This window comes from Apilactobacillus waqarii (assembly GCF_019061205.1).
Taxonomy (GTDB): Bacteria; Bacillota; Bacilli; order Lactobacillales; family Lactobacillaceae; genus Apilactobacillus; species Apilactobacillus waqarii.
Map to the genome: position 1 here is coordinate 81448 of NZ_JAHQYH010000002.1, position 25690 is coordinate 107137.

Annotated in this window: 30 protein-coding genes and 3 tRNA genes; 15 read left to right on the forward strand and 18 right to left on the reverse strand. The window is 37.0% G+C overall.

All coding sequences use genetic code 11. The features are described 5' to 3' along the window. The first annotated feature begins 195 nt into the window (after positions 1-195). Positions 196-1197: a GH25 family lysozyme gene (locus KTJ72_RS01725; RefSeq protein WP_217303985.1), complete on the forward strand. Its 1002-nt coding sequence runs from the start codon at positions 196-198 to the stop codon at positions 1195-1197. A 182-nt stretch (positions 1198-1379) separates the two neighbouring features. On the opposite strand, the gene KTJ72_RS01730 is transcribed toward KTJ72_RS01725, so the two are convergent. The 4 genes from KTJ72_RS01730 to KTJ72_RS01745 all read right to left on the reverse strand — a co-directional run bounded on the left by KTJ72_RS01730 (position 1380) and on the right by KTJ72_RS01745 (position 2776). Then, a tRNA-Asn gene (locus KTJ72_RS01730) sits at positions 1380-1451 on the reverse strand. A 47-nt stretch (positions 1452-1498) separates the two neighbouring features. Then, a tRNA-Asn gene (locus KTJ72_RS01735) sits at positions 1499-1570 on the reverse strand. A gap of 58 nt (positions 1571-1628) precedes the next feature. Then, positions 1629-1700, reverse strand: a tRNA-Asn gene (locus tag KTJ72_RS01740). 329 nt (positions 1701-2029) lie between these two features. Continuing rightward, on the reverse strand, positions 2030-2776 hold the full coding sequence (locus tag KTJ72_RS01745) for an SGNH/GDSL hydrolase family protein (RefSeq protein ID WP_053792167.1): 747 nt from the start codon (positions 2774-2776) through the stop codon (positions 2030-2032). A 398-nt stretch (positions 2777-3174) separates the two neighbouring features. On the opposite strand from KTJ72_RS01745, the gene KTJ72_RS01750 reads away from it, so the two are divergent. The 4 genes from KTJ72_RS01750 to KTJ72_RS01765 all read left to right on the forward strand — a co-directional run bounded on the left by KTJ72_RS01750 (position 3175) and on the right by KTJ72_RS01765 (position 7021). Further along, positions 3175-4536: an FAD-dependent oxidoreductase gene (locus KTJ72_RS01750; protein WP_198178054.1), complete on the forward strand. Its 1362-nt coding sequence runs from the start codon at positions 3175-3177 to the stop codon at positions 4534-4536. 123 nt (positions 4537-4659) lie between these two features. Then, the gene (locus tag KTJ72_RS01755) at positions 4660-5247 is read left to right on the forward strand and encodes a TetR/AcrR family transcriptional regulator (RefSeq protein WP_057198592.1); all 588 of its coding nucleotides are present in this window, start codon (positions 4660-4662) and stop codon (positions 5245-5247) included. A gap of 11 nt (positions 5248-5258) precedes the next feature. Next, positions 5259-6326 carry an ABC transporter permease gene (locus KTJ72_RS01760; protein WP_041153173.1) on the forward strand — a complete coding sequence of 356 codons (1068 nt, stop codon included), beginning with the start codon at positions 5259-5261 and terminating at the stop codon, positions 6324-6326. Next, positions 6326-7021, forward strand: coding sequence for an ABC transporter ATP-binding protein (locus tag KTJ72_RS01765; RefSeq protein WP_217303986.1), 696 nt, complete (start codon positions 6326-6328; stop codon positions 7019-7021). Before KTJ72_RS01760 ends, KTJ72_RS01765 begins: the two co-directional genes overlap by 1 nt. 40 nt (positions 7022-7061) lie before the next feature. Here KTJ72_RS01765 and KTJ72_RS01770 read toward each other — a convergent pair whose 3' ends face one another. The 4 genes from KTJ72_RS01770 to KTJ72_RS01785 all read right to left on the reverse strand — a co-directional run bounded on the left by KTJ72_RS01770 (position 7062) and on the right by KTJ72_RS01785 (position 9421). Then, complete coding sequence (locus KTJ72_RS01770) at positions 7062-7517, reverse strand: hypothetical protein (protein WP_034534941.1); 456 nt, start codon at positions 7515-7517, stop codon at positions 7062-7064. Between the two features lie 76 nt (positions 7518-7593). Continuing rightward, on the reverse strand, positions 7594-8487 hold the full coding sequence (locus KTJ72_RS01775) for a metal ABC transporter solute-binding protein, Zn/Mn family (protein WP_217303987.1): 894 nt from the start codon (positions 8485-8487) through the stop codon (positions 7594-7596). A 92-nt stretch (positions 8488-8579) separates the two neighbouring features. After that, positions 8580-8861 (reverse strand): ArsR/SmtB family transcription factor, encoded by a 282-nt coding sequence (locus KTJ72_RS01780; protein WP_176589783.1) that lies wholly within the window; start codon positions 8859-8861, stop codon positions 8580-8582. Positions 8862-8932: 71 nt separating this feature from the next. After that, entirely contained in the window at positions 8933-9421 is a 489-nt protein-coding gene (locus KTJ72_RS01785) for a hypothetical protein (RefSeq protein ID WP_057198582.1), read from the reverse strand. 116 nt (positions 9422-9537) lie between these two features. Between KTJ72_RS01785 and KTJ72_RS01790 the strand changes: the two genes are divergently transcribed. Both KTJ72_RS01790 and KTJ72_RS01795 read left to right on the forward strand, forming a co-directional pair. Next, a complete protein-coding gene (locus KTJ72_RS01790) occupies positions 9538-10248 on the forward strand; it encodes a glycerophosphodiester phosphodiesterase family protein (protein ID WP_217303988.1) in 711 nt (236 codons plus the stop codon). Positions 10249-10287: 39 nt separating this feature from the next. After that, a complete protein-coding gene (locus tag KTJ72_RS01795; protein WP_041153168.1) occupies positions 10288-10983 on the forward strand; it encodes a GPP34 family phosphoprotein in 696 nt (231 codons plus the stop codon). A 32-nt stretch (positions 10984-11015) separates the two neighbouring features. Here KTJ72_RS01795 and KTJ72_RS01800 read toward each other — a convergent pair whose 3' ends face one another. From KTJ72_RS01800 to thrC, 6 genes are read right to left on the reverse strand one after another with little or no spacing between them, the layout of a single operon-like run. Further along, positions 11016-11258 (reverse strand): hypothetical protein, encoded by a 243-nt coding sequence (locus tag KTJ72_RS01800; protein ID WP_217303989.1) that lies wholly within the window; start codon positions 11256-11258, stop codon positions 11016-11018. Positions 11259-11272: 14 nt separating this feature from the next. Then, positions 11273-11497 carry a hypothetical protein gene (locus tag KTJ72_RS01805; RefSeq protein WP_217303990.1) on the reverse strand — a complete coding sequence of 75 codons (225 nt, stop codon included), beginning with the start codon at positions 11495-11497 and terminating at the stop codon, positions 11273-11275. 15 nt (positions 11498-11512) lie between these two features. After that, on the reverse strand, positions 11513-11740 hold the full coding sequence (locus tag KTJ72_RS01810; RefSeq protein ID WP_217303991.1) for a hypothetical protein: 228 nt from the start codon (positions 11738-11740) through the stop codon (positions 11513-11515). Between the two features lie 50 nt (positions 11741-11790). Further along, positions 11791-12225, reverse strand: coding sequence for an ACT domain-containing protein (locus KTJ72_RS01815; RefSeq protein WP_034530904.1), 435 nt, complete (start codon positions 12223-12225; stop codon positions 11791-11793). Positions 12226-12239: 14 nt separating this feature from the next. Beyond that, positions 12240-13094, reverse strand: a complete 855-nt coding sequence (gene thrB / locus KTJ72_RS01820) for a homoserine kinase (RefSeq protein ID WP_217303992.1) — start codon at positions 13092-13094, stop codon at positions 12240-12242. Continuing rightward, a complete protein-coding gene (gene thrC / locus KTJ72_RS01825; protein ID WP_249419531.1) occupies positions 13066-14571 on the reverse strand; it encodes a threonine synthase in 1506 nt (501 codons plus the stop codon). Before thrC ends, thrB begins: the two co-directional genes overlap by 29 nt. A 109-nt stretch (positions 14572-14680) precedes the next feature. Between thrC and KTJ72_RS01830 the strand changes: the two genes are divergently transcribed. After that, entirely contained in the window at positions 14681-15832 is a 1152-nt protein-coding gene (locus KTJ72_RS01830) for a homoserine dehydrogenase (RefSeq protein WP_217303993.1), read from the forward strand. Positions 15833-15870: 38 nt separating this feature from the next. Here the strand turns inward: KTJ72_RS01830 and KTJ72_RS01835 are convergent, their stop codons facing one another. Then, complete coding sequence (locus KTJ72_RS01835) at positions 15871-16242, reverse strand: aggregation-promoting factor C-terminal-like domain-containing protein (protein ID WP_249419532.1); 372 nt, start codon at positions 16240-16242, stop codon at positions 15871-15873. A 192-nt stretch (positions 16243-16434) separates the two neighbouring features. Then, entirely contained in the window at positions 16435-17880 is a 1446-nt protein-coding gene (locus KTJ72_RS01840; RefSeq protein WP_217303994.1) for a catalase, read from the reverse strand. A 183-nt stretch (positions 17881-18063) separates the two neighbouring features. Between KTJ72_RS01840 and KTJ72_RS01845 the strand changes: the two genes are divergently transcribed. The 6 genes from KTJ72_RS01845 to KTJ72_RS01870 all read left to right on the forward strand — a co-directional run bounded on the left by KTJ72_RS01845 (position 18064) and on the right by KTJ72_RS01870 (position 21849). Continuing rightward, entirely contained in the window at positions 18064-19014 is a 951-nt protein-coding gene (locus tag KTJ72_RS01845) for a Dyp-type peroxidase (protein WP_217303995.1), read from the forward strand. A gap of 464 nt (positions 19015-19478) precedes the next feature. Further along, positions 19479-19958 (forward strand): 23S rRNA (pseudouridine(1915)-N(3))-methyltransferase RlmH, encoded by a 480-nt coding sequence (gene rlmH / locus KTJ72_RS01850; protein ID WP_053792152.1) that lies wholly within the window; start codon positions 19479-19481, stop codon positions 19956-19958. A gap of 136 nt (positions 19959-20094) precedes the next feature. Next, on the forward strand, positions 20095-20625 hold the full coding sequence (locus KTJ72_RS01855) for a DUF3278 domain-containing protein (RefSeq protein ID WP_217303996.1): 531 nt from the start codon (positions 20095-20097) through the stop codon (positions 20623-20625). 22 nt (positions 20626-20647) lie between these two features. Then, positions 20648-20848, forward strand: a complete 201-nt coding sequence (locus KTJ72_RS01860; protein ID WP_034531309.1) for a helix-turn-helix transcriptional regulator — start codon at positions 20648-20650, stop codon at positions 20846-20848. 3 nt (positions 20849-20851) lie between these two features. Beyond that, positions 20852-21349, forward strand: coding sequence for a DUF3278 domain-containing protein (locus KTJ72_RS01865; protein WP_217303997.1), 498 nt, complete (start codon positions 20852-20854; stop codon positions 21347-21349). A gap of 11 nt (positions 21350-21360) precedes the next feature. Beyond that, positions 21361-21849: a DUF3278 domain-containing protein gene (locus KTJ72_RS01870; RefSeq protein WP_217303998.1), complete on the forward strand. Its 489-nt coding sequence runs from the start codon at positions 21361-21363 to the stop codon at positions 21847-21849. Between the two features lie 24 nt (positions 21850-21873). Here KTJ72_RS01870 and KTJ72_RS01875 read toward each other — a convergent pair whose 3' ends face one another. Beyond that, a complete protein-coding gene (locus tag KTJ72_RS01875; RefSeq protein WP_217303999.1) occupies positions 21874-22509 on the reverse strand; it encodes a YczE/YyaS/YitT family protein in 636 nt (211 codons plus the stop codon). A gap of 121 nt (positions 22510-22630) precedes the next feature. On the opposite strand from KTJ72_RS01875, the gene KTJ72_RS01880 reads away from it, so the two are divergent. Then, entirely contained in the window at positions 22631-23278 is a 648-nt protein-coding gene (locus KTJ72_RS01880; protein WP_217304000.1) for a glycoside hydrolase family 70 protein, read from the forward strand. 44 nt (positions 23279-23322) lie between these two features. On the opposite strand, the gene KTJ72_RS01885 is transcribed toward KTJ72_RS01880, so the two are convergent. Then, positions 23323-25689, reverse strand: coding sequence for a leucine-rich repeat domain-containing protein (locus KTJ72_RS01885; protein ID WP_217304001.1), 2367 nt, complete (start codon positions 25687-25689; stop codon positions 23323-23325). Position 25690 lies beyond the last annotated feature (1 nt).

A 25690-nucleotide genomic window follows, 5' to 3' on the forward strand; every position in this document is an offset into this window, starting at 1 on the left:
TGTTGTTATTTAATTTGTAATGACTATTATAGGCGGAAATATATGCAAAACAATCATCAAAATGAAAGAAAGTGTTGCATTTTGAGAGGAAAATGAAAAATTGTCACATTTTGTAATATTACTATATCATTCCTGCAACATTAGGCGTCTATAATGCAAATCAAAGATTCATTTAGAGAAATAGGAGTGAGTATATTGATTAAGTTTAGTTTTAAATCAATATTGATGACAATGGTCGCTTCTCTTGCTTTAACAACGGGGGTTGGAGCAATTGGAAGCTTTAATACACAAGCAAGCGCAAGTAGTAAAACCGTATATGACTTGTCTGAATGGCAAGGTCGTTTAACCAATAAGAAAGCAAAGAACTTAAGTAAAGAAGTTCCATTCGCAATTCTTAGAGTTCAATACGGATCAAGCTACAGTGATAAAACATTCAAACACAACAAAGCACTATTAGATAAGTACAAAGTACCATACGGTGTGTACTCATTTAGTAGATATAACTCATCATCAGCTGCTGCTAGAGAAGCTCGTGACTTATACCACAGAGCACCAAATGCCAAGTTCTATGTAAACGATTTTGAAGCCGCTTCAATCAGTCGTCGTCATTCAAATGCTGCGACTGCAAAATGGGTAGACACTTTACGTCCACTAGTTGGTTCTAGAAAGATTCTATTCTACTCATACTTAAGTTTCATGAAGACCTACGCATCTCAAGCATTAAGTAAGTACGATGGATACTGGTTAGCTTCTTACACTAAGAACGAACCATCAATTGCCCACGTATTATGGCAATACACGGATCGTCACTACTCATCTGCATTAAATAAGAAGGTAGATGCAAGTAAGTTACGTGAACAAAAGTCTTGGTTCTTAGGTACAGTTGCTAAGAAGGTAGCTAATAAGGGTCAAAAGGTGGAAAATAAGCAAGGTAACACTGAAGTGAAGCCAGCTGCCACATCAAATGAAAAGACCGCTAAAGTTGTTAACCTAGCTGCTAAGAAGGCAAAGGCCAAGAAAGCGACTGTTAAGAAGACAACAGCTAAAAAGCACGTTAAAAAAGCTAAGAAACATGTAAAAAAAGTGACTCATCACAAAAAGAAACATGTAAAAAAGTCAGTTAAGAAACACCACAAGAAAAAGCATGTTAAAAAGGCTCACCACAAGAAGAAACATCATAAGAAACATTTAGCATAAAGAAAAAGGCGATAGTCAAATGACTATCGCCTTTTTTGATCTAAAAACAAATAAAAAAACCTAGTCAAAGGGCTAAGTCTTCTTATTATGTGGAATTATAGATAATTATGAATAAAAATATGGAAAAGCAATTTGCTTTATTAGTTAACATTGGGATAAAGCTAACTTGGGATTTCTCCCAACTGCTCCGGCTGGACTCGAACCAGCAACCATCGCATTAACAGTGCGCTATTCTACCATTGAACCACGGAGCAAAAATGAGGTGAAAAATTATCTTTTTAATGAGTAGGATTCCACTCAACTGCTCTAACTGGACTCGAACCAGTAACCTTCGCATTAACAGTGCGCCGTTCTACCATTGAACCATAGAGCAATAATATGTAGTTAGATAAAAGATCTAAGTCTTTTGGATGAGTAGGGATACTACTCGACTGCTCTAACTGGACTCGAACCAGTAACCTTCGCATTAACAGTGCGCCGTTCTACCATTGAACCATAGAGCAAGAATGAAATATGTGCTTGGAATTCAATCCAACTACTCAAAAGAGCATAAATATGTCTGCATGTGATGTTTAAATGAGAGAAAAATGTGAAAGATTTTTCTATTAAACATATCCAATAACAACGATAATTTTTAACCTAAACATCTTACAAACCCAATAAAGACGGTAATCTTACGTTTTGCTTATGTAGTTATCATATCTCTGTCGTTGTTTATAATAATACACCATTATTAAAAGAATGCAACTGTTTTTTCATTAAAAATTAATAAAAAGAAAAGGCCGCCAATAAAATACTGATATAACAACGTTTCATTGGCGACTTTTTTCAATTATTCTAACATTTGATCTAATTCTTTGACGAAAATAGGGGTCCAACCGTAACGGTATCCCGCACAGGTTGGATGGGTGTCGTCTAGCATGAAGCAAGGGTTTTCTTCGTTCATTTTCTTTAATGCCTTGTTATTCCAAATGTCGATGATGGCAAAATGCCATTTTCTTTGTAATTCGAATAGCTTCTCACGTAGGAATTCATACTCAGGTTCTGGCTTTCTTAGACAGGTATAAAAGACCAATGGACAATCCCAAGTATCTTGAACGGTAGCGGCTATGTATTCAATCGCACCGATGGTAGTTTGGGTATCGAAATCCTCAGCGTCGTATGACTTACTGATTCTGCCCATTTCGACACCGTTTCGTTGATCATTAGTTGATAGTTGGCATGCAAACAAATCGTAATGAGAATCAAAGTTAAGATTCTTCTTCATTCTACTAATGTAGGATTTTTCATTAATATCTGCCAATGTAGTTCCACTAACGGCTTCCTTGATGGCGTGAACTCCGTGTTCGACTCTTAAAAAGTCGACAAATGAAATACCCTTAGCAGCAAGACCTGCTGTTACTGAAGAACCAAGGAAGACGATTTTCTTACCGTTTAGGTTGTCATCTACAAAGAAATCTCTAGATGGTTGATATATTTCGCTGTTAGCTCTTCTAATATCAATGCTTTTTTTTGATAACTTTACAAGCGCAGCGCCGGCTGCAGTGAATAGTGCAGTTTTAATCAACCCGTATTTCATTGTAATTAACCCCTCATAGTATTTTTATTATTGCCTTTAATTTTACTAGCATTTAAGGGCCACTACAATTAATAGTGGGAAACTTAATTAATATTTAAACATTTGTACAGATACTTTGTGATAAAAATATCATTTATTTAATGAAATGATCGCTTTTTTGCCCATTAATATTAGAGAAAACATTAAAAGACGGGCGTTTTATAGCGGTTTTAATTGCAAATGTGACTAATTCTTAATTTTTACCAAAATTATTTCATCTTTTTTTCACTTTTTTACTAATATTGCTTGCTATATAATCGCACAAAAGGTAAAATAACTCTTGTAAATTAAATGTGATATTTATCACAAAGTAAAGTTATATAAATATTAATTAAAAATTATTAGGAGGCCACACACTAATGAAAGTTATCGTAGTTGGTTCTTCACACGGTGGATATGAAGCCGTTCGTGGAATGCTTTTAGAAAACCCTGACGCAGAAATTCAATGGTATGAAAGAGGAAACTTCATCTCATTTCTATCATGTGGTATGGAATTATACCTTGAAGGTACTGTTAAGGATGTAAACACAGTTGCTTACGAAACTGTAGACAACGCAGAAAAAGATGGTGTACACGTATTTGTACAACAAGAAATCGCAAGTATTGATGAAAAGAACAAGTCAGTTCATGTTAAGAACTTAGCTGATGGTTCAGAACGTGATGAAAGCTACGATAAGCTAATCTTAGCTATTGGTGCTACTCCTCGTCGTTTAGACGTTCCTGGTAAGGATTTAGAAAACCTATACGCAATGCGTGGCCGTGACTGGGCAATCAAACTAAAACAAAAGATGGTAGATCCTGACCTAAAACATGTTTTTGTTATCGGTTCAGGTTACATTGGAATCGAAGCTGCTGAAGCTTTTGCTAAAGCAGGTAAGGAAGTTACTATCGTAGACCATAACCCTCGTCTATTAGGTAACTACCTAGATTCAGAATTCACTGAAAAACTAACTCAAGAATTCAAGGAAAACGGCGTTAACTTTGTTGGTAGCGTAAACGTTTCTGAATTTGTTGGAAAAGACGGTAAGGTTTCAAGCGTTAAGACTGATCAAGGTACTTTTGATGCTGAATTAGTTGTAGAAACTGCCGGTGTTATTCCAAATACTTCATTAGTAGATGGTCTATTAGACTTAGACGAACGTGGCCGTATCAAGATTGACGAACATCAAGAAACTAGTGTTAAAGATATTTACGCTGTTGGTGACGCAACTAAGGTTCCATACGCACCAACTGGTGAATTATCATCAATTGCATTAGCATCAAACGCTCGTCGTCAAGGACGTACTGCTGCTGCTAATGCTGCTGGAAGAGAATTAAAGATGACTGCTGTTTCAGGTTCATCAGCACTTTCAGTATTCAATTACCACTTCGCTTCAACTGGTGTTAAGCAAGATACTCAAGAAAAATGTGGTGTTAAGGGTGCTGAATCAGTACTAATTGAAGACTGGGCAGTTCCTCCATTCGTATCAGAAGAAGCTGGAAATGCTAAGGTTTACTTCAAGATTACTTTTGACCCAACTGATGGTCGTATCTTAGGTGGCCAAATCATGTCAACTAGAGATGTCACTGCAAACATCAACACTATCTCATTTGCAATTCAACAACATGCAACTGTATACGACTTAGCTTATGCTGACTTCTTCTTCCAACCAGGATTTGATCGTCCTTGGAACATCATGAACGAAGCTGCACAAGCTGCCGTACGAAAGATCAACAAGTAAGAATAAAAAGGACACTGAAATTTTTCAGTGTTCTTTTTATGCTAATTAGTTGACACCGTGTCACTATAAAAGTAAGATATTCAAAAATGACACAATGTCACCATAAAAAAGGAGTAGTTACAAATGCCTACACAAACTTTTTTAAATTTAAATGAAGACAAACAAAACCAAATTTTTACTGCATTGATTAACGAATTCTCAAATCATCGTTTAATGGATGCACAAGTAGCGAGAATTATTAAAGATTGTTCAATCGCGCGCGGTTCTTTCTACAAGTACTTCGATGATATTAATGATAGTTATCAATACGCTTTAAAGAGGGTTTTAAGAGAAATTCATTTTGATGTATTTGCACAGTTGAAGGCAGAACCAACTGATTCACTTCATGCTTTTTATGTGGCTACTGAGTCTTTTATCAATGAATTGGAAGATTCTGATTATGAACAGTTTTATCGTCAATACGTTTTATTTAATCAATACGAATTAAAGCATGTCGAATATGATTACAACAATCTACCTGATGACAAACTAATTTTGATGGTCAACGGTCAAAAGATTACGGATATAAAAACAATCGTTTTGACTTACAAATGGGCGAGTCGAGCAGCTCATCAAACTATTCGAACCGTATTGAGCGGTGGCGACGATAAACAAGCGCTATCAGATTTTTCTGATTTGTTAAAACTAATTAATAAGGGTTTAGTTAACTAGGAGGGACAATCGTGTTTTTATCACTTCGCGAAATTAAGAAGAGCAAGTTTAGATATAGTCTAATTTGTTTGGTAATCGTGATGATTGCATACTTGATTTTCATTTTAACCGCATTAGCTAACGGTCTAAGCGAAGCTAATCGTCAAGCAATCGATTCATGGAATGCTGAAAAAATTGTTTTAAATTCTGATGCCAATGGTTCATTGGATCAATCTACCATTACTGCACAACAAGCCAAGAAGGCCAGTGCGGACAAGCGCGCCGACATCACTCAAATGAGTGCCAATGTGCAAACTGTTTCTGAAGGTAACAAGGTGGGATCACAAGTAATTGGTTTGAATAAGAACCAATTCATCTATCGCGACTTAAAAATTGTCAGTGGCCACAAATTGACAAAGGATAATGAAGTTGTAGTCGACCAAAGCCTATTGGAAACTGACGGATATCACCTCGGGGAAAAGGTGAAGTTTAGCAGAAACGGTCACGTCTTTAAGATTGTCGGAACCGTTAAGAACAACCAATTAAACGTGGCACCGGTAATCTACGCTACTAATGATGCTGTGCAAACCGAAAAATTTGGAACTGATGTGAACCATACCATTAGTGCCATGATTTATAGAAGCGACGTCAAAAAGGCGGTCGCCGGAACTCAAATCATGAATATCGAAGACTTCATTCAAGACATTCCTGGATACAGTGCTCAAAACAGCACCTTTGAATTCATGATTGCGTTTCTACTATTAATTACTCTAGTGGTAATCTCAATCTTCTTGTACGTCTTAACCATGCAAAAGATTCCATATTTTGCTGTGCTAAAGGTGCAAGGGGTATCAAACGGATATTTAGCCATGAACGTGGTTTCAAACGCGTTAATCCTAGCGATTGTCGGAGTGGCAATCAGTGGATTATTAACTTTCTTAACTGCCATTTCAATGCCAGCAGCAGTACCAATGACCTTCGATATTACATTGATGGGTGCGGTTGCTGTGATGGTAATTGTGATGTCGATTATTGGTGGATTAATTCCAATGCGCACCGTTGCAAAGATTGATCCAGCCAAAGCAATGGGAGGTTCATAATGGGAAAAATTGAATTAACTAACGTCAACAAAGTCTTTGGCGACAAGATGGCCGCCACTACTGCTCTTGAAGATATCAATTTCACCGCCGATTCAGGCGAAGTGATTGCCATTACCGGACCTTCTGGTTCAGGGAAGAGTACCTTCATGAAGATTTTGGGAGGCATTCTTTCAGCCACATCCGGGGATATTAGTATTGACGGTAGCGACTACGGTAATATGAGTAAAAAAGAACAAAGTAAGTTTAGACTGGAACACATCGGTTTCATTCTTCAAGCCTACAATCTATTGCCTTACCTAAAGGTATCTGATCAATTCAGACTTGCCGATAAGGTTAAGAAGAGTGCAAACATTGATACGGAAACATTCTCAAAGTGGGCTCAAGCGCTCAAAATCGATGACCTAATGAATAACTATCCTGATGAATTATCTGGTGGACAACAACAACGTGTCGCAATTTTGCGTGCGCTATACACCAATCCAGATATCATCTTGGCGGATGAACCAACCGCAGCTTTGGATGGGAACATTGCGGTTAAGTCGATGCAAATGCTACAAGAATTGGCACACCGTGAAAACAAGACAGTTATCATCATTACCCATGATGCTAGATTATTGAAGTATGTTGATAAGAACTATCGCATCGTTGATGGTAAAGGTCAATTTATTGATGTAAATAATGCAGAATTAGTATAGAAAAAAGCAGCTAAGAAATATTTCTTAGCTGCTTTTTTGATTACTTTTGGTGTTTCTTTTCAACGTGGTTAGTGATGTCACTGTAGAAACGTTGTTCTAGTTTGGAAGAACCAGAACTCTTGAATGCTTGCCAACTACCGACTAAATCGATACTAAACAAGCTAATCTTGTCTTCGATTAAGAATTCTTTTTCAAGGGTTTGCTTTAAGTCTTTCACAATTTCCTTGGTACGATCTAGAACTTCGAATTCCTTTTCGTTGATGAATGATGACTCGAATTCCTTTTGGTACTTGTTCAAGAAGTTACTCATCACTTCTTGTAATTCCTCGTCATATTTGGGAATGAATTTGCGCTTACCATCTTCAAATTTGTGGTAACCGTCATCCACTAGAAATGATAATTTAAACCATTCAGTGTATCCATCTCTGGAATCCTTGTAACTTAAGTCAGGATCGTTAAATTCGTTAAACATTTCATTTACTAGTGCAATTGCCATAATGGTTCAAACTCCTTCATCCAAATATAATTTCTAACTACATTATATACTAATATTTTCTGTTTTTTACTTCAAATTATTTAGTTTTTTGGATTGATTGAATTTCTTTGTATTGGTTTTGCATCCATGAAATGTAGTTAGGTTCATTACTTGGCTTAGTTTCAGTCACGTAGACGATTGGTAGATTGTTTTCCTTAGCTAGTTTTACTAAATTGTTAACGGTCTTGCTGTTAACTTGCTTGTTAACAACGAAGAATGAAAGCTTGTGGTTCTTGATATCTTCTTGAAGTGAACGAATTGATTTTGGACTTGGATCGTTGTCCTTTTCAGTTGCTTCTTCAAATGAAGTGTCTGATACCTTGTAGCCCATGTTGGCTAGTGAGTAATCAAAAACGGGTTCTGAAACTGCGACGGGTTTGCTCATCTTGTTCTTCTTAATGTCTTCAAGCTGAGTGTTTAAAACCTTAAGTTTTGCGATGTATGCCTTAGCGTTAGCTTCAAATTGCTTCTTATGTTTTGGCTGTAGTTTAGCGAACTTGTCAGCTAGGGTGTTGGCTAGTTTTTCCATTGTGGCAACGTTGTACCAGATGTGTGGATTGTCATCAGTCTTTTTACCCATTAGACTACCAACGTTGATTGAATCAACATCGTTGTTACTACTGGTAAGTTTTTGTGCCCATGAATCATAACCTAGACCGTTGTAAATTACTAGGTTAGCCTTATAAACGTTCTTGGCGTCTGAACTAGAAGGGTTGAAATCATGAGGATCGATGTTTGGGTTGTTGATGATGGATGTTACTTTACCATATTTACCCAATACGTTCTTAGCGACTTCACCGTAGAAGTTGACTGAAGAAGTAACGTTGATGCTTTTCTTGGGGTCGTTTGCCTTGGTGGAAGAACAACCAGCAAGGACTACTAAGAACATGCTGATAAAAGCAATTAGACCGACTACTTTAAATTTTTTCATTGTTTGCCTCCAAATAAAAAATATACCGAATTCTGTTATATAACAAATATAGTTATATATCTAAATTCGGTATATGTCAAGAATGATGTTTCTTAATCATTAATATGGGTTTTCAAAGTTCCTAATAGTTGAGAAACGTGGTTATCACTTAATTGATAGATTCTTTCCTGGCCATCCTTTTCGCTGTAGACTAGGTTAGCGTCCGCTAATATCTTCAAATGGCGAGAAATATTTGGTTGGGAAGTTTCAAAGTAATTCATTAAGTTGGACACATTACTTTGATTGTTGGCTTCTAAATAATACAAAATCTTAATTCGAAGTGAATTATCCAAAGCTTTGGTAATCATATGTAGTTTTTTGTCGTTTATGATCATAATTTCCTCCGCGAGTTGTGATATTTAAATTATAACGTTAAATGGCATAAAAACAAAACGACATCACGCAATTATTGCTTTTTTAGTCGATTAATTTTGGCTCCGATTTTTTCCTTCCGATCATCGGATACGCGATACATGACCTGAGCATATCCTACGATGATAATAAGTAGTGATAAAAGAATGAAGACTGGAATTGATAGGTGCCATCTAAAGGCGTCGAATAGTGTTTTAATCGAAACAATCGAGTCTAGCATGCAGGCAAATGAGATGTAGGCCCATGCAGTCGATTGGTTGGAAACGTTGTAAAACGTTCTGAATTTTTTGATATCTGTATCGGATTTAGCGTTTAACAAAATCTTTTTCAAACGATTGCGTTCCAGCATGATTTTTAGTGGCGGAATCATCCATAGTCCGGCTCTCATTGGATGGTATTTTTTTGCAGAGTGTTCTGCTTTATGTAATTCGTTGATTTGGCCGGACATGTCTAAAACGCCTTGAAATAGGCAAAAGACAAACATTATGTAACTGGCTGAGAAACTGATAATTGCGTAGATCATGGCACACCTCTTATCTTTAGATAAGTTTATTGTAACATTTAAATAAACTTTGGTTGCAAAATAAAAAAATAGCATTATTATTGATTAGGGAAAAGAAAAATGAGGGGGGCTTTCAAATGAAAACTGTAATTTATGGTCATCGTGGTGTACCAGATTTATACCCAGAAAATTCGCTACAAGGATTTCGTTATGCACTGCATAATCATATTGAAGGGTTAGAATTTGATGTTCATTTAACCAAGGACAACGTCCCCGTCGTGATTCATGATGAACGAATTGATCGCACAACTGATGGTAGAGGATACGTAAAGGATTATACATATGAAGAATTATCACGTTTTTCATTGTCTAATTACGAACCAATTCCAAAGCTACAGGAGGTCTTAGAATTAGTCGAAGGCAGAGACGTTTACGTTAATTTAGAATTCAAGACCAATAAGATTCACTACAAAAACATTGAAGAAATCGTTATTAAAATGGTGGATGAATACGAATTACTTCACCCAATCATTTACTCGTCTTTTAACTTGTCATCAATTAAGATTGCCCAAACCATTACCCATGATGCTAAATTTGCATTCTTGACCGGTAATCGTATCGACAATCCAAAGGAATTCATGGCTACTAATAACCTAGATGCATTACACCTTCGTTTTTACCAACCAGATATTGAAGACGTTGAACGCATCTGGACCGTTAACGGCAATCTTCGATTACGTTTTATTATGAAACGTAACGTCGCAGGTGTGTTCACCAATAATTTTGAACGAGCGATTAAGATTAGAAACGAAGTCGAAAGAAAAAATGGTAACAAAAAAGACAAATAAGTGTTAGAATACTTTTATTCTACTCATGGAGGCTATATTATGGCACTTACAACTGCTGAAATGTATTTTTTAATTACTAGTAAGTCCAAAGATAGCCGCGTAATGCTAAAAAATGTTCGTCTACGTGCTTATTTAGTAGACAGCTGTTTGTTAGACTTAGCGGCTGCAGGTGTAATTAAATTAGGTGAAGATAACCGAATCGAGATAATCGACAATTTACCACACAAGTTATACTTCTTGAACTCTTTTATGGATTTAATCATCCGTAACAAGAACGAAGACGTGGATACAATCATGGCAAAACTTTTGCAAAACATTGATGTAATGAAACACACTTACATGGCGTTAGGCGAACAGTTCTATGAAGGTGGCCACGTCTTGGAAAAAAAGAAGGGCTTAGTGCACAAGGTGAGAACCTTTGTACCAAAGAACCAAACTAACCAAGAAATTATCGATGCCATCTATGATCAAATGATGGGTTCAGCTCCAATGACAGTTAACGTTTATTGCTTAGCTAAGATGCTAACCGTTAGCCGTCAATTAAAGCTATGTTTTAAGAGTCGTGAACGTCGCGTGATTTGCACAAGACTAAAGAGACTATCTGAACATCCTGAATACAATCATATTCAAGAATTAATCGATACTTTCGGGGAACATATGAGAAACGTTGCTGCTTTGGTAGCCAAAGAGCAACCAGCCTCATACATGACCAAGACAAAGACAAGCACAATCTAAAAAAAGACTCAGCGATAGCTGAGTCTTTTTTATTATCCTTTGAAGTCTAAAATGAATTCTTTATCATTAGTTTGCTTAATTTTGATGTTCCAAAGCGGTGTAAATACGATACCATCATCGTATTCAATGGTTAGTTGAGCATCATCGTAAGCCTTGCCACCATCGTTTTCGGCCAAATATCTTACAAATAAGATGGCGTCTCTTTTTTGATCAAAGAAGGGTAGCATATGGTCTTGGTAGAAAATGGTGTAATCATGAAAAGTTATTTGAGGCATTGCAGTCTCCTATTTTAAAAGTCAGATTTTAGTTCATAGTGGGTAGCATCGATTTCTTCGATTGAAACGTATTCGCCACCATTTGGATGAAACGTTAATTGGTCGTTATCGACATCAACGACTAGTAATAAGTCGCTTCCGGCGTTGAATGCCAGTCTTTCGTTATTTTCGTCGAAATAACCGTCGATTTTATCGTCGTCGTATCTCAAATGATACTGTCTGATTTGAACTTCTCTCATTTAAATCTCCTTGCCCTATACGGGTTGGTATTCGTTGGCGATGATTCTATATGTCTTATCATCGACTTTTTTAATGGTAACGCCTGATTGTGGTAGCAATACTAGGCGTTCATTTTTGAATCTAATCTTGATTCTGACTTCACCATCTAAATTAAAAAAGGTTAACCCTTCGTCGTTGTTGGTGTAAGTAGAATGGGCAGGATTAAACATGAAAGTGTAATCCATAAATTGCAATTTATCCATTGTAATTTCCTTTCTATGTATTAGACAGAATGTTAACATTTTGTGTCTAATTACTCAACAGCGACTAGGTTAACCTTGTTTGTGCCATCAATTGCACTGATATCTGCGATTAATTCATCGATTGTGCCATCCATTTGACTCAAGTCCAGTGAAATCACGACACTGGCTGAATCATTGATGGGGATGTTTTGGTTGATTGTTAAGATGTTGGCATCACGGTTTGAAATGGAATTTAAAACCTTGGATAAGATACCACTTTTATGACTTAATAAAAATGAAATAACGGCTTTTCGTTGCCATGATGATTGTTGGGCTTCGTAAACGTAGTCCTTGTACTTGTAGTAGCTAGCACGACTGATGCCGACTTTTTTCACGGCTTCACTGACGTTTTTAACTTCCCCGTTATCAATCATTTTTCTTGCTTCAATGACCTTCCCGAATGCTTCTGGTAGAAGCGAGTCATCGACAATATAATACTTACTGATTGTTCTCACCACCGTTAGTTCATAATTTCAACATTTTTGATGCTGAATTTTTCGAATCGTTTTTGCAACGCTTCTATTATTTTATCACGTCTATCAGCTGAATTACTAATGATTATTAGTGTCGATCCACTTCCACTGATATATACGACGGAATCGTTTGTTTCAACGATTTTTTTGACCTCGTCAAAGCCGTTGATTAGTTTTTTACGGTAGGGTTCATGCAAACGGTCATCGATGGCGTCGTCTAGTTGTTTGATGTCACCAGTTGATAGGGCGTTTAACATCGCTAAACAATGTGATAGTTGATGGGCTACCGTTGTTGTTTTGACTTCCTTTGGAACAATCTTTCTGGCTTCGTTGGTTGAGACCTTGAAGTCGGGGATGACGGCAGTGAAGTAGTAAGAATCATCTACGGGGTACTTGATGACGTCGTAGTGACCATTACTATCTTCAAAGGCCATACATAATCCACCGTAGATGGCGGGAGCGACGTTGTCGGGATGACCTTCCATGGCGGTGGCGATTTGGAGGATGACATCCTTATCGACGTCTTCTTTGAAGTATTCAAACGCACCGATGATTCCAGCGACGATACAAGCGGACGAACTACCTAAGCCGCGGGATTCCGGAATTTCACTTTGAATATCGATTGAGATGGTAGGAACTTCTCGTTTTAAATGTTTACATCCTTGGATGAAACCTTGATAGACCAGATTGTCTTTATTTTGGAATGCTTCATCACAACCAGTAATGCTAAATTTGTTAGCTTCGTCAATTTTGACCGCTGTAAACAGGTTGACGGCCATACCGAGACAGTCGTACCCCATCGCGATGTTGGCACTAGTTGCGGGAACTATTACTTTTATCATTTTTAAACACATCCTTTATTGTGTCGACTACCAAGTCTTCCATTTCGTTAGGGTTGATTTTGGCAGGGACAACAGCTTCATCATGCCAGATTTGTCTTAGTTGTTTGGGCATTTCAATACCAGTCTTTTCAACTAATAAATCACTAGTTTCAATTGGGCTTTGACGATGTTCGCCGATGATGGCATCGGCAACCGCATCGACAAACTTGTATGGACTAGCTGTACTGAGCATTACGACAGGAGTATCTGGATACTTAGATTGTGTTTCACGTGTAACACGGTATCCGGAAGCGGTATGTGGATCCATTAGGTAATGATATTTTTCAAAGACTTCCTTGATGGATGCCTTGATTTCATCGTCATCGCTGTAGCCACAGATGAAGTCTTCTTTGATTGATTCTAGAATTTCAGGAAGGACTTCGTATTTACCATCGTGTTCCAAATCATCCATTAATGATTTGACGTAGTCGACTTTTTCGCCGCTCTTGTAGTACAAAAGACGTTCGAAGTTACTAGAGATTTGGATGTCCATACTTGGTGCGATTGTCTTAAAGAATGGACGGTTTCTGTCATAGACACCATTTTCGAAGAAGTCGGCAAGAACTTTGTTGGAGTTACATGCAATCACTAGCTTCTTTACTGGTAGGCCTAATAGTTTGGCGTAGTAACCGGCTAAAACGTCACCGAAGTTTCCGGTAGGGACAGTGAAGATAATTTCGTCTCCGACGTTAATTTTGCCGTTCTTTACCATTTGCTTGTAAGCGTCAAAGTAGTAAACGATTTGTGGCACCAAACGGCCAATGTTAATCGAGTTGGCACTTGATAGTGAGTTGTCGTCACCTAGTTTTTCTTTTAGCGCTTGGTTGTTAAAGATTTTTTTGACGTTAGTTTGCGCGTCATCAAAATTACCATTGATAGCAGCTACTTTGGTGTTGTAACCCTTAGTAGTTAGCATTTGTTGTTGTTGGACCATGCTGACTCCGTTTTGAGGGTAGAAGACCATTGCGCCCATCTTGTCGACATCTTTGAAACCAGCAAGGGCAGCAGTACCAGTGTCACCACTGGTAGCGGCTAAGACCATCACGTGCTTGTTTTCAGGGAGACATTGTTGCATTAATTTTGGTAATAATTGAAGACCGACGTCTTTGAACGCACAGGTAGGACCATGGAATAATTCTAGAACTGAGAAATTATCGACATCTTTGATAGGAGTGACTTCGTAATCATCGAAACCATCATCATATGCTTCATGGATGCTGTTAGCGATTTGGAAATCTGAAAAATCAGGTAGCAATGTTTTAACAACATCGAAAGCAATTTCTTGGTAACTTTGGTCGATAACTTTATCGATATTAATATTATGATCGGCTAAATCTGGTAGAACGAATAAGCCGCCGTCGTCTGAAAATCCTTTGATAATCGCATCAAAAGAACTAATTTCGACATCTTTGTCTCTTGTACTAGTATATTTTTCCATAATTTATATCCTCCTGTGTGGTTGAAAAAGATTTGATTACATGATAATCTGTTTATTAATAAAAAACAAGTGTTTATTATATACATACAAAAGAAAAGATGTGATCGGATTGAATATCGCAATTTTAGGACTTGGAATAGTCGGTGGTGGGGTCAAAGACATCATCGATAAAAGCCCGCGCCTAAAGGAAAAGTTAAATGTAGCATCCATCTGGGTGAGAAAAGAAAAGGTGGACGCAACACAAAACAAGACGAATGATTATCAATCAATTTTGGATAATGATGACATTAAGGTCATTGTCGAAACCTTGGGTGGCATTCATCCAGCCTACGAGATGATTATGGATGCTTTTAAGGCGGGCAAAAATGTGGTCACTGCCAATAAGGCGGTCGTGGCAAAATATATGGAAGAATTTATCTATGAGGCCAAACAAAACAACGTGTCATTTCGATTTGAACCCAGCGTTGCCGGCGGAATTCCATGGATTCAAAATCTAAAACGGGTCCTTAGAATTGATGATGTTCAATCAATCGGTGGAATTCTAAATGGGACCAGTAACTTCATTATCGATGCAATTGTGAACCAACACGTCAGTTTTGACGAAGCACTGAAGCAGGCACAAGATTTAGGTTACGCTGAAGCTGATCCGACAGCTGATATCGACGGTTATGATGTTGAAAATAAGTTATGCATTTCGACTGATTTAGCGTTTAATACACTTGTTAAACCGGGGGATGCAATCAAAAAAGTCGGTATAAGAAACCTATTAAAGGAAGATGTTGATTTCTTCTTGGGTCGTAATATGAATATCAAATTGATTGGGCAGGCTAGATTGTACAATCAAGACAAACTAGCGATTTCCATCGAACCAACATTACTACCGGTTGATAACACTATTGCGACCGTTAACGGTAACTTAAACTACGTCCAACTAACTGGGGATACCATCGGACCACTTGGTTTTCTAGGTCAAGGGGCCGGAAGAAAGCCAACTGCCAACGCTTTGTTACAAGATGTCGTTGATATTTTAGAAAGTAATCCGTACTACGACATTGACGGTAGTCATCATTTAGTAATCGATAACAATAACTTTTCGGCGGAATACATCCTAAGAACTGAACTTGATCTTAGTGAATTACAAGATGTTAGTAACCTAGAAGGTAAGTATTGGCGCCTAGCTAACCAAACAATCGAATCCGCCCACATGTTATACCAAGAAATCCTTCAAAGAGATAATAAAGCAATCATGTTTAGACAATAAAAAAACAGCTTAGCGATTAGCTAGGCTGCTTTTTTATTTTAGTACCAGTGGTGTCTTTGCCAGAATTTCTTGGCGTTAACCCATGAACCGTAACGACTAGCAACATATCTGTTGGCAGTTAATTCTTGGTTCTTCTTTGATTTGTCACCGTGTAGGTAGCTGATATCTAATTGGAACTTACCGTAACAAACACCGTTTCTTGCGTAGTATCTGTTAGTTGATTCGTGGAATGAAATCCAACGTCTAGCGGCAATGTTCTTTTTGCTTAGGTGCTTTTCAGCAACATGTTGCCAGTTAACTGAAGCATCAGCGTGAACGTCGTTTTTAGCGAAGTTGATTGCAAATAAAATTAATAGTGATGTAAATGCGATTACTGTGAATTTGATAAAAGATTTTGTAACGTTATTCAAGAAACATAACTCCTTTATATAAACCTTAAAAATTTTTTCTTTCGATTTCTTATGATGTTTTATACTATATCGGAGTTATATATCAGTAACGTTATTACATGGTTACAGTTATATTATTAATTGTTACAAACTGAAATAAAAGTACGAAAAACGCCGCCATGACAGCAATCATAGCGGCGCATTTTTTATCAATTATTCAGTGATTTCATCCATATTTAGGCCTAAAGCGTCAGCAACTCGCTTACCATAGTCATGATCTGCACGATAGAACAACTTAGTTTGACGTACTTTTGTGTCATGGCTCTTAACGCTACCTAAGTGCTTCTTGATAGCTTGAATTAAGCGGTCTTTTTCATCGTCTGAGTAGACGTGGTATAAGGCACCCGCTTGTGAGTAAGGGTCTTCGTCATAGGTCTTGTAGCTGTTGGCTTCGCCTTTAACTGCAAATGGCTTAATCTTTGCATGAGGATCTTCGCGTGGAGCATCTTCATATTGGTTTGGTTCGTAGTTAACGTCACCATTTTGACCTTGTGACATGTAACCATCACGAGCGTAGTTGTGAACTTCAGTCTTTGAACTATTAACAGGAAGGTGTTCGTAGTTGGCACCTAAACGGTATCTAGCGGCGTCTTTGTATGCGAATAAACGACCTTGTAATAGTTTATCCATTGATGGTTCGATTCCTGGAACTAGGTTTGCAGGAGAGAATGATGCTTCTTCAACATCATTGAAGTAGTTTTCAGGATTTTCGTTTAATACGAATTCACCGATTTCTTGTAGTGGGTAGTCCTTGTGAGAAACGGTCTTGGTAACATCAAAGATGTCGTACTTGTAGTTTAATCCTTCTTCGTAAGGAATTAATTGAACGCATACTTTCCACTTTGGATAGTCACCATTCTTAATGCGATCGTATAAATCTTGAATTAAGTAGTCAGTGTTTTCAGAAGCAACCTTGGCTGCTTGGTCTTCGGTCATGTTCTTAACACCTTGTTCTGAGATGAAGTGGTACTTAACCCAGTATACTTCTCCTTTGGCGTTAACCCACTTGAATGTGTGTGAACCGTAACCGTTCATGTTAGCGTAGCTAGCTGGGTTACCACGGTCACCCATTAGATAGGTAACTTGGTGAAGTGATTCAGGTGAGTGTGACCAGAAGTCCCATTGCATATCTTCTGAACGAAGATGAGTAGCAGGATCACGTTTTTGTGAGTGAATGAAGTCTGGGAACTTCAAAGGATCGTTAACAAAGAAGATAGGTGTGTTGTTACCAACGATGTCGTAGTTTCCTTCATTTGTGTAGAACTTCATTGCGAAACCACGCACATCTCTGATGGTATCAGGGTAACCTAATTCACCAGCAACTTCTGAGAAACGAATAGTAAGTGGTGTTTGCTTACCCTTACCATTGAATAAGTCGGCTTTGGTGTAGTCGCTCATATCGCGGGTAAGAGTGAAGACACCCTTAGCACCGGCACCCTTAGCGTGAACAACTCTTTCTGGGATACGTTCACGGTTAAAGTGAGCTAATTTTTCAATTAATTGGTAGTCTTGTAATAAAACAGGGCCACGGTTTCCAGCAGTTAGTGAATGATTATTATCTGCCCATGGTTGACCTTCATCAGTAGTTAATTTGGTCATGAATAATCCCCCTTTTATGTTTATACACCAATATTGTAATGCTAAATAAAAACTTATGATAATATATGCTCAAGATTTTAATAATTTTTTAAAAATTTTATCGTTCATGATGGGTCAAAAAGGGTTATAATAAGATTGATTATTAGTTTATAATCATTATAAATAACGAAAGAAGGTACTACCATGCCATTCGATCCTACAGACGCACAAGATGTATATAAAGATGCGGGAAAAAATGTATTATTTACAACTCTAACTATTAATAGAAGTAACGCTGACGATGACCGTGAGAAAATCGCAGAACTAGTATCTAGAGAACAAGCGATTTTACGCTCAATGAATATCAGATATCCAGAAGAACATTTAAAGGTTGCTTTTGGTTTTTCAAACTCGATTTGGGACTACTTATTCGCTGATGCTAAGAAACCACAAGAATTAGAAGATTTTAAACCGGTGAAGGGACCTAAATACACTTCACCAGCAACCCCAGCCGATTTATTTATCCACATTCGCGCTGATTCAGAAGCCGTTGTATATGAAGTAGCCAGTCAAATCAGAAACTACTACCGCGACTTTGCTACCGTTGAAGATGAAACTAAGGGATTCAGATACTTTGAAGGACGTGCCATTATTGGTTTCGTTGATGGTACTGAAAACCCTGAAATTCAAAAGGCTTCAGGATACGCCATCATTGGGGATGAAGATCCCGACTTTGAAAATGGTTCATACGCATTCGCACAAAAATACATCCATAATATGGATGCTTGGAATGCACTAAAGACCGAAGACCAAGAAAAGGCAATCGGTAGAAAGAAATACTCCGACTTGGAACTGGAAGATGACGAAAAACTAGAAAACTCACACAACGTCGCATCTCAAGATAACGACGACGGTGTGGAACACAAGATTGTCAGAATGAATGTCCCATTCTCAGATCCTAGTTCAGGCAAGACTGGAACATACTTCATTGGATATGCTAGACATTGGACGGTTACTAAGCGCATGTTAGAAAACATGTTTGGACAATCTGACCGCTTGTTAGATTTCTCTGATCCAGTGACCGGTAACATGTTCTTTATCCCTTCTATGACAACGTTAGACCAAATTGTGGAAGGCGAACTACCAACTAAATAACTACCAGCTATTTATGAGAGCGTTGATTAAATTCAACGCTTTTTTTATATAAAATTTTACGAACGATTACTTAATTTTGTATAATAATCTTTGTGAAATTTTAATCCAAAACTTTTCACAAAGAAAAAAACATACATTCGGTGTATAACTAGAAAAAATAAAATTTTTTAGATCTATATATATGCCCGAAAAATCAACAATTATCGCTATTTTTTAGTTTTCCACCTCATGTGGATAACTCTGTGGATAACATTGTGGAAAAGAAAGTTACACGGAAAATGTATTATTGTGAAACGCCTGTGTGACAGTATTTCTTGAGTGTTACACGGGTCAAAATGACATATACACAGATGTGGATAACTCGTGAAAATCCTTGACAATCTGTGGACAATATTAGTAGTAGTTAACAACATTTCCACATACTAAATATAGTGGTTCAAAAACTCAAAAAGGAGATTTCACAAATGAATATTAAACTAGTTGTGGTTGGAAAATTAAAAGAAAAATATTTTAAGGCCGGAATTGATGAGTATAGCAAGCGTTTATCACGTTTTTGTAAGTTTCGGATTATCGAAGTCCCAGATGAGAAAGCTCCTGAATCCCTTAGTGAATCAGAGATGCAAGACGTTATGGATAAGGAAGGAACTAGAATCCTAGACAAGATTGCTGACAAGGAATATGTATATGCACTAGCCATTCTTGGAAAAGAACGTGCATCCGAAGAATTCGCTAAAGAAATCGATAAGTTGGCCACATATGGTCATTCAGATATCACTTTTGTGATTGGTGGATCCCTTGGTCTAGCACCAAAGGTATTAAAACGTGCCGATACCCAAATTTCCTTTGGTCGTTTTACCTTGCCACATCAATTGATGCGTTTGGTACTAACCGAACAAATTTATCGTGCCTTCATGATTAACGAAGGTAGTCCATATCATAAATAAGATACGCAAAAAGACGCCAGAAATTGGTGCCTTTTTTATTTGAAATAATTGCTTGTTTTTTAATTCTATGTAATATATAGTTTACATATGGAATATATATATTACTTTTATAACGAAAAAAAGGAAGTGAACTTTAGTGAAAAAACTATTACTTAAAGTCATTAAATACGAATTTGGATTGCCATCTAAAATGGATGAATATCAACAAGCAGAACTTTATAAATCAGGATTTTATGCATTTGCGTATTATTTTATTTTTAGCTTTATAGAAGTTCTTGCAATGTCTATCGTCATTATTTCATCGTTTCCCGATGATCTAAAAATTAATATATTCTCAATTTTAATAATGGTTAATCTTTTTTTGATCCTGCTTGTAGGATTTTATCTAACTCACAGGATTAAAATGAGTAGAATTGATTTAGTTGATGCAAATGATAAATTATCATATCAAGATTTAATAAGAAGAGCGAGACGCCAAGGAATAATTTCCGGAATACTTTTTTTGTTGTTTACAAGATTATATGAGGTTATCGGAATTGCATTGAGCGATGATGTATCCTTTATTTCGGCTTTTTTAAATCCAAGACTTAATATTATTTCTATAGTTTTCTCAATTGTTGTTGGTATGGCGACATATTTTAGACAAAAAAAGAAAATTCAAAAATAACAGAAAGATTGAGGGAGTTATTTTGGAAAATCGTGTTAGAGAAATACGCACAAAGGAAAATGTGCAGCAAAAGGATTTGGCTAAATCTGTTGGTATCTCCCGCCAAACGTTAAGTTTGATTGAAAAGGGCGAATACAATCCGAGCTTGAAGCTATGTTTCAACATTGCCAAAGCACTAAAAACAGATTTAAATACTTTATTTTGGAATGAAGGAGTGGAATAGCCGATGAAAGAATCATTGTTTATAAAACTAGTTAAATATTTTTATGGAATTAGCAAACCGTTTGACGAGTTTGCCAGGGATGTTATTAACGACGCTGGAAATAAAATCGCCATTGGGTTAATGGTATATCTTCTTATGTCAGCATATGCATTGATGGTATTGATAAGTTGGTTCAGTCCTATGAATGTAGTAAATGGTTTAATCATTGCTGACACCTTTGTGTATTTCATTGCAAGTGCATATATGGGTAGAATCGTTAAAAAAAATAAATTGGATCGCTATGAATTTGATAATGAAGAAGAACGAAAGATTTATGGTAAAAGATTTATTATCAGTAGAATATTCACGACGGTAGTGACTTTGTCACTTGCTATGTATCCAATTTCGGTTTGGTTTAGATATTTGGGAATGTCCGAAAGTATTTGGCCAACGTTTATAGGTTGTTTTATTGGTATTTTGGTGGCAATCTATACTCAGTATTGTCGTCAATTTAAAAAATGAGGTGAATGAATATGAATGAATCTTTGTTCATAAGACTAGTTAAATATTTTTATGGAATTAATAAGCCATTTGATGAATTTACCAAGAAGGTAATATATGAAGCAGCAAACAAGGTGGCATTTGGCCTGATTATTTTTCTGTTTGTTTCGATTTTTTTATCACTGGGAATAGTCAATTTATATGCTACTCCCAATATCGACAATATCGCGATTGGTATGATCTTTGCAGATGGAATAGCTGTTTTAATTGCATTGACATATATTGAAATCGTAGTTAAACGATTTGGACTAGGTGAATATGATTATAGTAACGAAAGTGAACGAAAAAAAGCTGTCAGAAGCTACATCGTTAGAAATATAATTACATTAATACTTATAGTGATTTTAATTATTTATGTAGATTTATGTTTACACGGAGACAGCAGTGTTATTGTTTTTGTTGTATATGCAATATTGTTTGTTATTTCAAGATATTTAGATTACCGTCGTAAATTTAAATAATAAAAAAAGCTTAGAGCAATCGCTCTAAGCTTTTTTAGTCTTATCCACAATGTAATTAAATAGGTTAATCAATTGACCAACGAATAGCACTGCTAAAACAGTTCCAATCCCAATTGAAGTAATGTGATGTAAGAATACTAATCCTAAAATGATTGTGATGACGATCATTGATGCATCGAAACAAAACTTCATTTGGCCAAAAGGTTTATGTAGTTTTTCACTGATGACGTTAACGAAGCCATCTGCCGGAATTAACACGAAAGCGGCCTTTACCATCATAAAGATACCTAGTGCGGTACATAAAATGGCTAATAAGGTGACCGGAATTCTTTCCGCGTATCCGTTTAGTGGGATGCGTTTCAAACCAACAGTTAAACCGTAGAAGTCAACCAGCCAGCCAAACACAAATGCTAGGACCAATTGTAGAACGATTTTTAATTCAAATCTTCTAACGATAATCAGTTGGATTAATACCAAGATGATGAAGAAAATGGTCGTGGCATGACCCAGTGTGGTGTGAATAATAAATGACAATGTTTGTGGAACAGAGACTAATGAACTTACCCCGAGTTTTCCGCAAGCAAATAGTGTTGTACCAAGGGCTAAGACATTCAGTCCAATTATGTACAAGATGATTCTAAACAACATCTTTGCTTTCAATATAAACATCTCCTAAAATAAAACAATATTAAGTAATATTTCATTTATCCGCGGATTAAGCAAGAAAAAAGCTCTTTTGTGGTAAAATTAACATCATAATATGAAACTAGGAGTGCTTATAATGAAAAAAGGACAGCTGAGTTTCTTACGAAAAAAATTACTACTGTCGATTGCGACATGCGCGGTTGTAGTAGCGACTTTATTTGGAATTGGATTGATTCTATCTATCTCTAATTCCAAGGCGGAAACTTCAGGGATTGTAAAACCACCGTATAATCCTAGCAACGATTATTCAGTTAACAATGCGTTTTACAAGATTGATAAACAAAACATCTCCACTGTAGATGGATATTTAACGTTTAACACCTGGTATCGACCAAAGATGATTCTAAGAAATGGTCAAAAGTGGGAAAAATCCACAGAACATGATCGTCGACCAATCTTGATGGCATGGTGGCCAAGCAAACGTTTAGAAACCCAATACATCAATTTTATGAACGAATATTTTGATTACGGTGATGATACATACGATATCACTAGTTCACAAAGTGATTTAAATGCTGCGACTCAGGTTATTCAAAAAGAAATCGAAATGCGCATTACCCAAACTAAGAGTACTAAATGGTTAAAAGCAATTATTCAAGAATTTATTCAAGATCAATCTCAATACAGTTTGGTAAAACGTGACGAAAAGAGCAATAAACTAGTCGACGGACAACATAAACACTTTAAGATTGACGATGTTAAACGACTTAATAAAATATTCTAAACAAAAAGACCTCGAAATTATTTCGAGGTCTTTTTTATTATTAACTATTTATTTTTACGACGTAGAGCAAATGCTGCTAATCCTAGTGCTGTAGCAATGGCTACGACACCAAGAGAAACTAGTACGTTTTGTTCAGTCTTGTCACCAGTTTGAGGTAACTTATTTTTGTTTTCAGTAGCAGGGTGTGAAGCGTTGTTCTTGTGACCAGGAACAGCTGGATCTACATGCTTGATAGTAACTTCCTTGTTTGGCTTACCAGAGTTGTTACCAGTTGATGGTGTAGTAGCTGGTGTAGTAGGGGTAGCACTGTTTTCTGAAGTAGGTTTACCAGCATTGTTACCGTTGTTGCTTACCGCAGAAGATTGAGCGCTTGAACTTTCAACGCTAGAACTTTGAGTTGGGTTACTTGCGTTGTTGCTGTGTTCGTTAGTTACTGATGATTGAGCACTTGAGCTGTTAGCTTCTGAACTTGAAGCAGAAGATTGAGCACTTGAGCTGCTAGATTCTGAGCTTGAAGCAGAAGATTGAGCACTTGAGCTATTAGCTTCTGAACTTTGAGCAGAAGATTGAGTACTTGAGCTGTTAGCTTCTGAACTTGAAGCAGAAGATTGAGCACTTGAGCTGTTAGCTTCTGAGCTTGAAGCAGAAGATTGAGCGCTTGAATCAGCTGGTTTTGAAGCGTTACTGTCAGCACTTGAACTAGGAGCGACAGTCTTGTAAACAACGTTTTCAGTGATGTCACTTGAGTCGTTGTTTACGTTTCCGCTTACAGTTGATTGGGCATTGTTTGCTAATTCGTAGCCTTTAACTTCAGGACTTGAGAATGAGTAACTGTTATCGCCTAAAGCTTTCCAGTCGTTGTTCCAAATTTGTTGACCTGTTGCGTCGACTTTCTTACCAGTTTCAACAAAGTTAACTGTCTGAGTTTGAGGTGCGCTGATTTTCTTACCGTCTTGATCAACGTAGTTAACTGTTACCTTAACAGTCTTGCTTTGACTGTTAGCAGTTGCCCAGTTAACGTTAAGTGTGTATCTACCACCGAAGTAACCAGGTTGGCTAATTCCAAAGTTTGAACCAAAGTCAAATGATACAGTTGATGTGTTAGCGCCAGTGTAGTTTAACTTAACGCCCTTAATACCGTTTGATTGGGTGTTTTGACCTTCTTCAGTTGGTTTTACAAGTTTGAATGGAAGACCGTCGTTTCCAATGATGGTTGCGCTGGAATCTGAAATATTTGATGCTTCAAGGTTAGTACCGGCGTTGTCGTCAGCTGCTAGGTATGTCCAGTTAACACCATCTGTTAGGGTAACGTCTTTAATGGTTACAGGAACTAGAATACTTTGACCGTTTTCTGGTTTCACAACTACTTGAGTGTCATTAACTGTTTGGTCGGTAGCAAGTGAATCAGAGTTGAATTTAAAACCGCTCATCCAAGAAATGTCGTTAATGTTGTTGTTGTTAACAATGAATGTTTGTAGGTTCTTGTAGTTACCAGCCTTACCAGCTAAAGCGTTAACGTTTTGAATCTTGTTACCAGCTGCTGAAATAACTTTTAGGTTGTGCCAGTTAGTGGTTGCAAAAGCATTGATGTCTGAAATGTTGTTGTTGTCAGCATTCAATGTTTGTAGGTTTGGCCAGTTTGCTGAAGCAATTACTGAAATGTCAGAGATTTGGTTGCTTTCAACGATTAGATTTTGTAGGCTTGGCCAGTTAACTTTAGCGATTGGTGAGATGTCGGTAATCTTGTTAAAACCGGCGTTTAGATCAGTTAGACTGTTCCATTGTTGAGTAACTACCGGTGTAAAATCAGAGATTTGGTTATGGTTTACATCGATTGATTGGACGTTTGGAATTTGAATGTTCTTTAAGAAGTCCAAGTTACTGATGTTGTTGTGTGATAAGTCTAGGTAGGTCAATGAATCATCTGACCATTTACCTAATGTAGAGAATTGTTCACTAGTGATGTTGTCGCCACTTAATGAAACGCTTGATAGCTTGTTCCATTGAACAAATGGGCTTAGGTCTTTGATGCCGCTGACGTCAACATTATCAATAGAAAATGAAGTAATATTTGGTAGGATGCTAGTGTTGAAGTTATCTAATGATGAAACTTTTTCTGATCCATTACCGTTGTAATTAATGGAAGTTAGTTTTGCTAAATCATCGTTTGTAATTTGGCTAGCATCGGAGTAGTTGGTGTGTTCTTGACTGTTAACAGAACTTAATAAAATCTTTCTGATTGTGTTGTCTTTGATTGTTGCAATGTTAGTGGTAGAAGTATCAACATTGCTACTGTCAGCGTGAGCTACAATTGAGTAGTTGTTAGATTGGTTAATTAGAGCATTGGCTTGAACTGTACCAAATACTAAAGTAGAAAAAAGTAAAGCTGTTTTTAAAGATGTTTTTTTCATA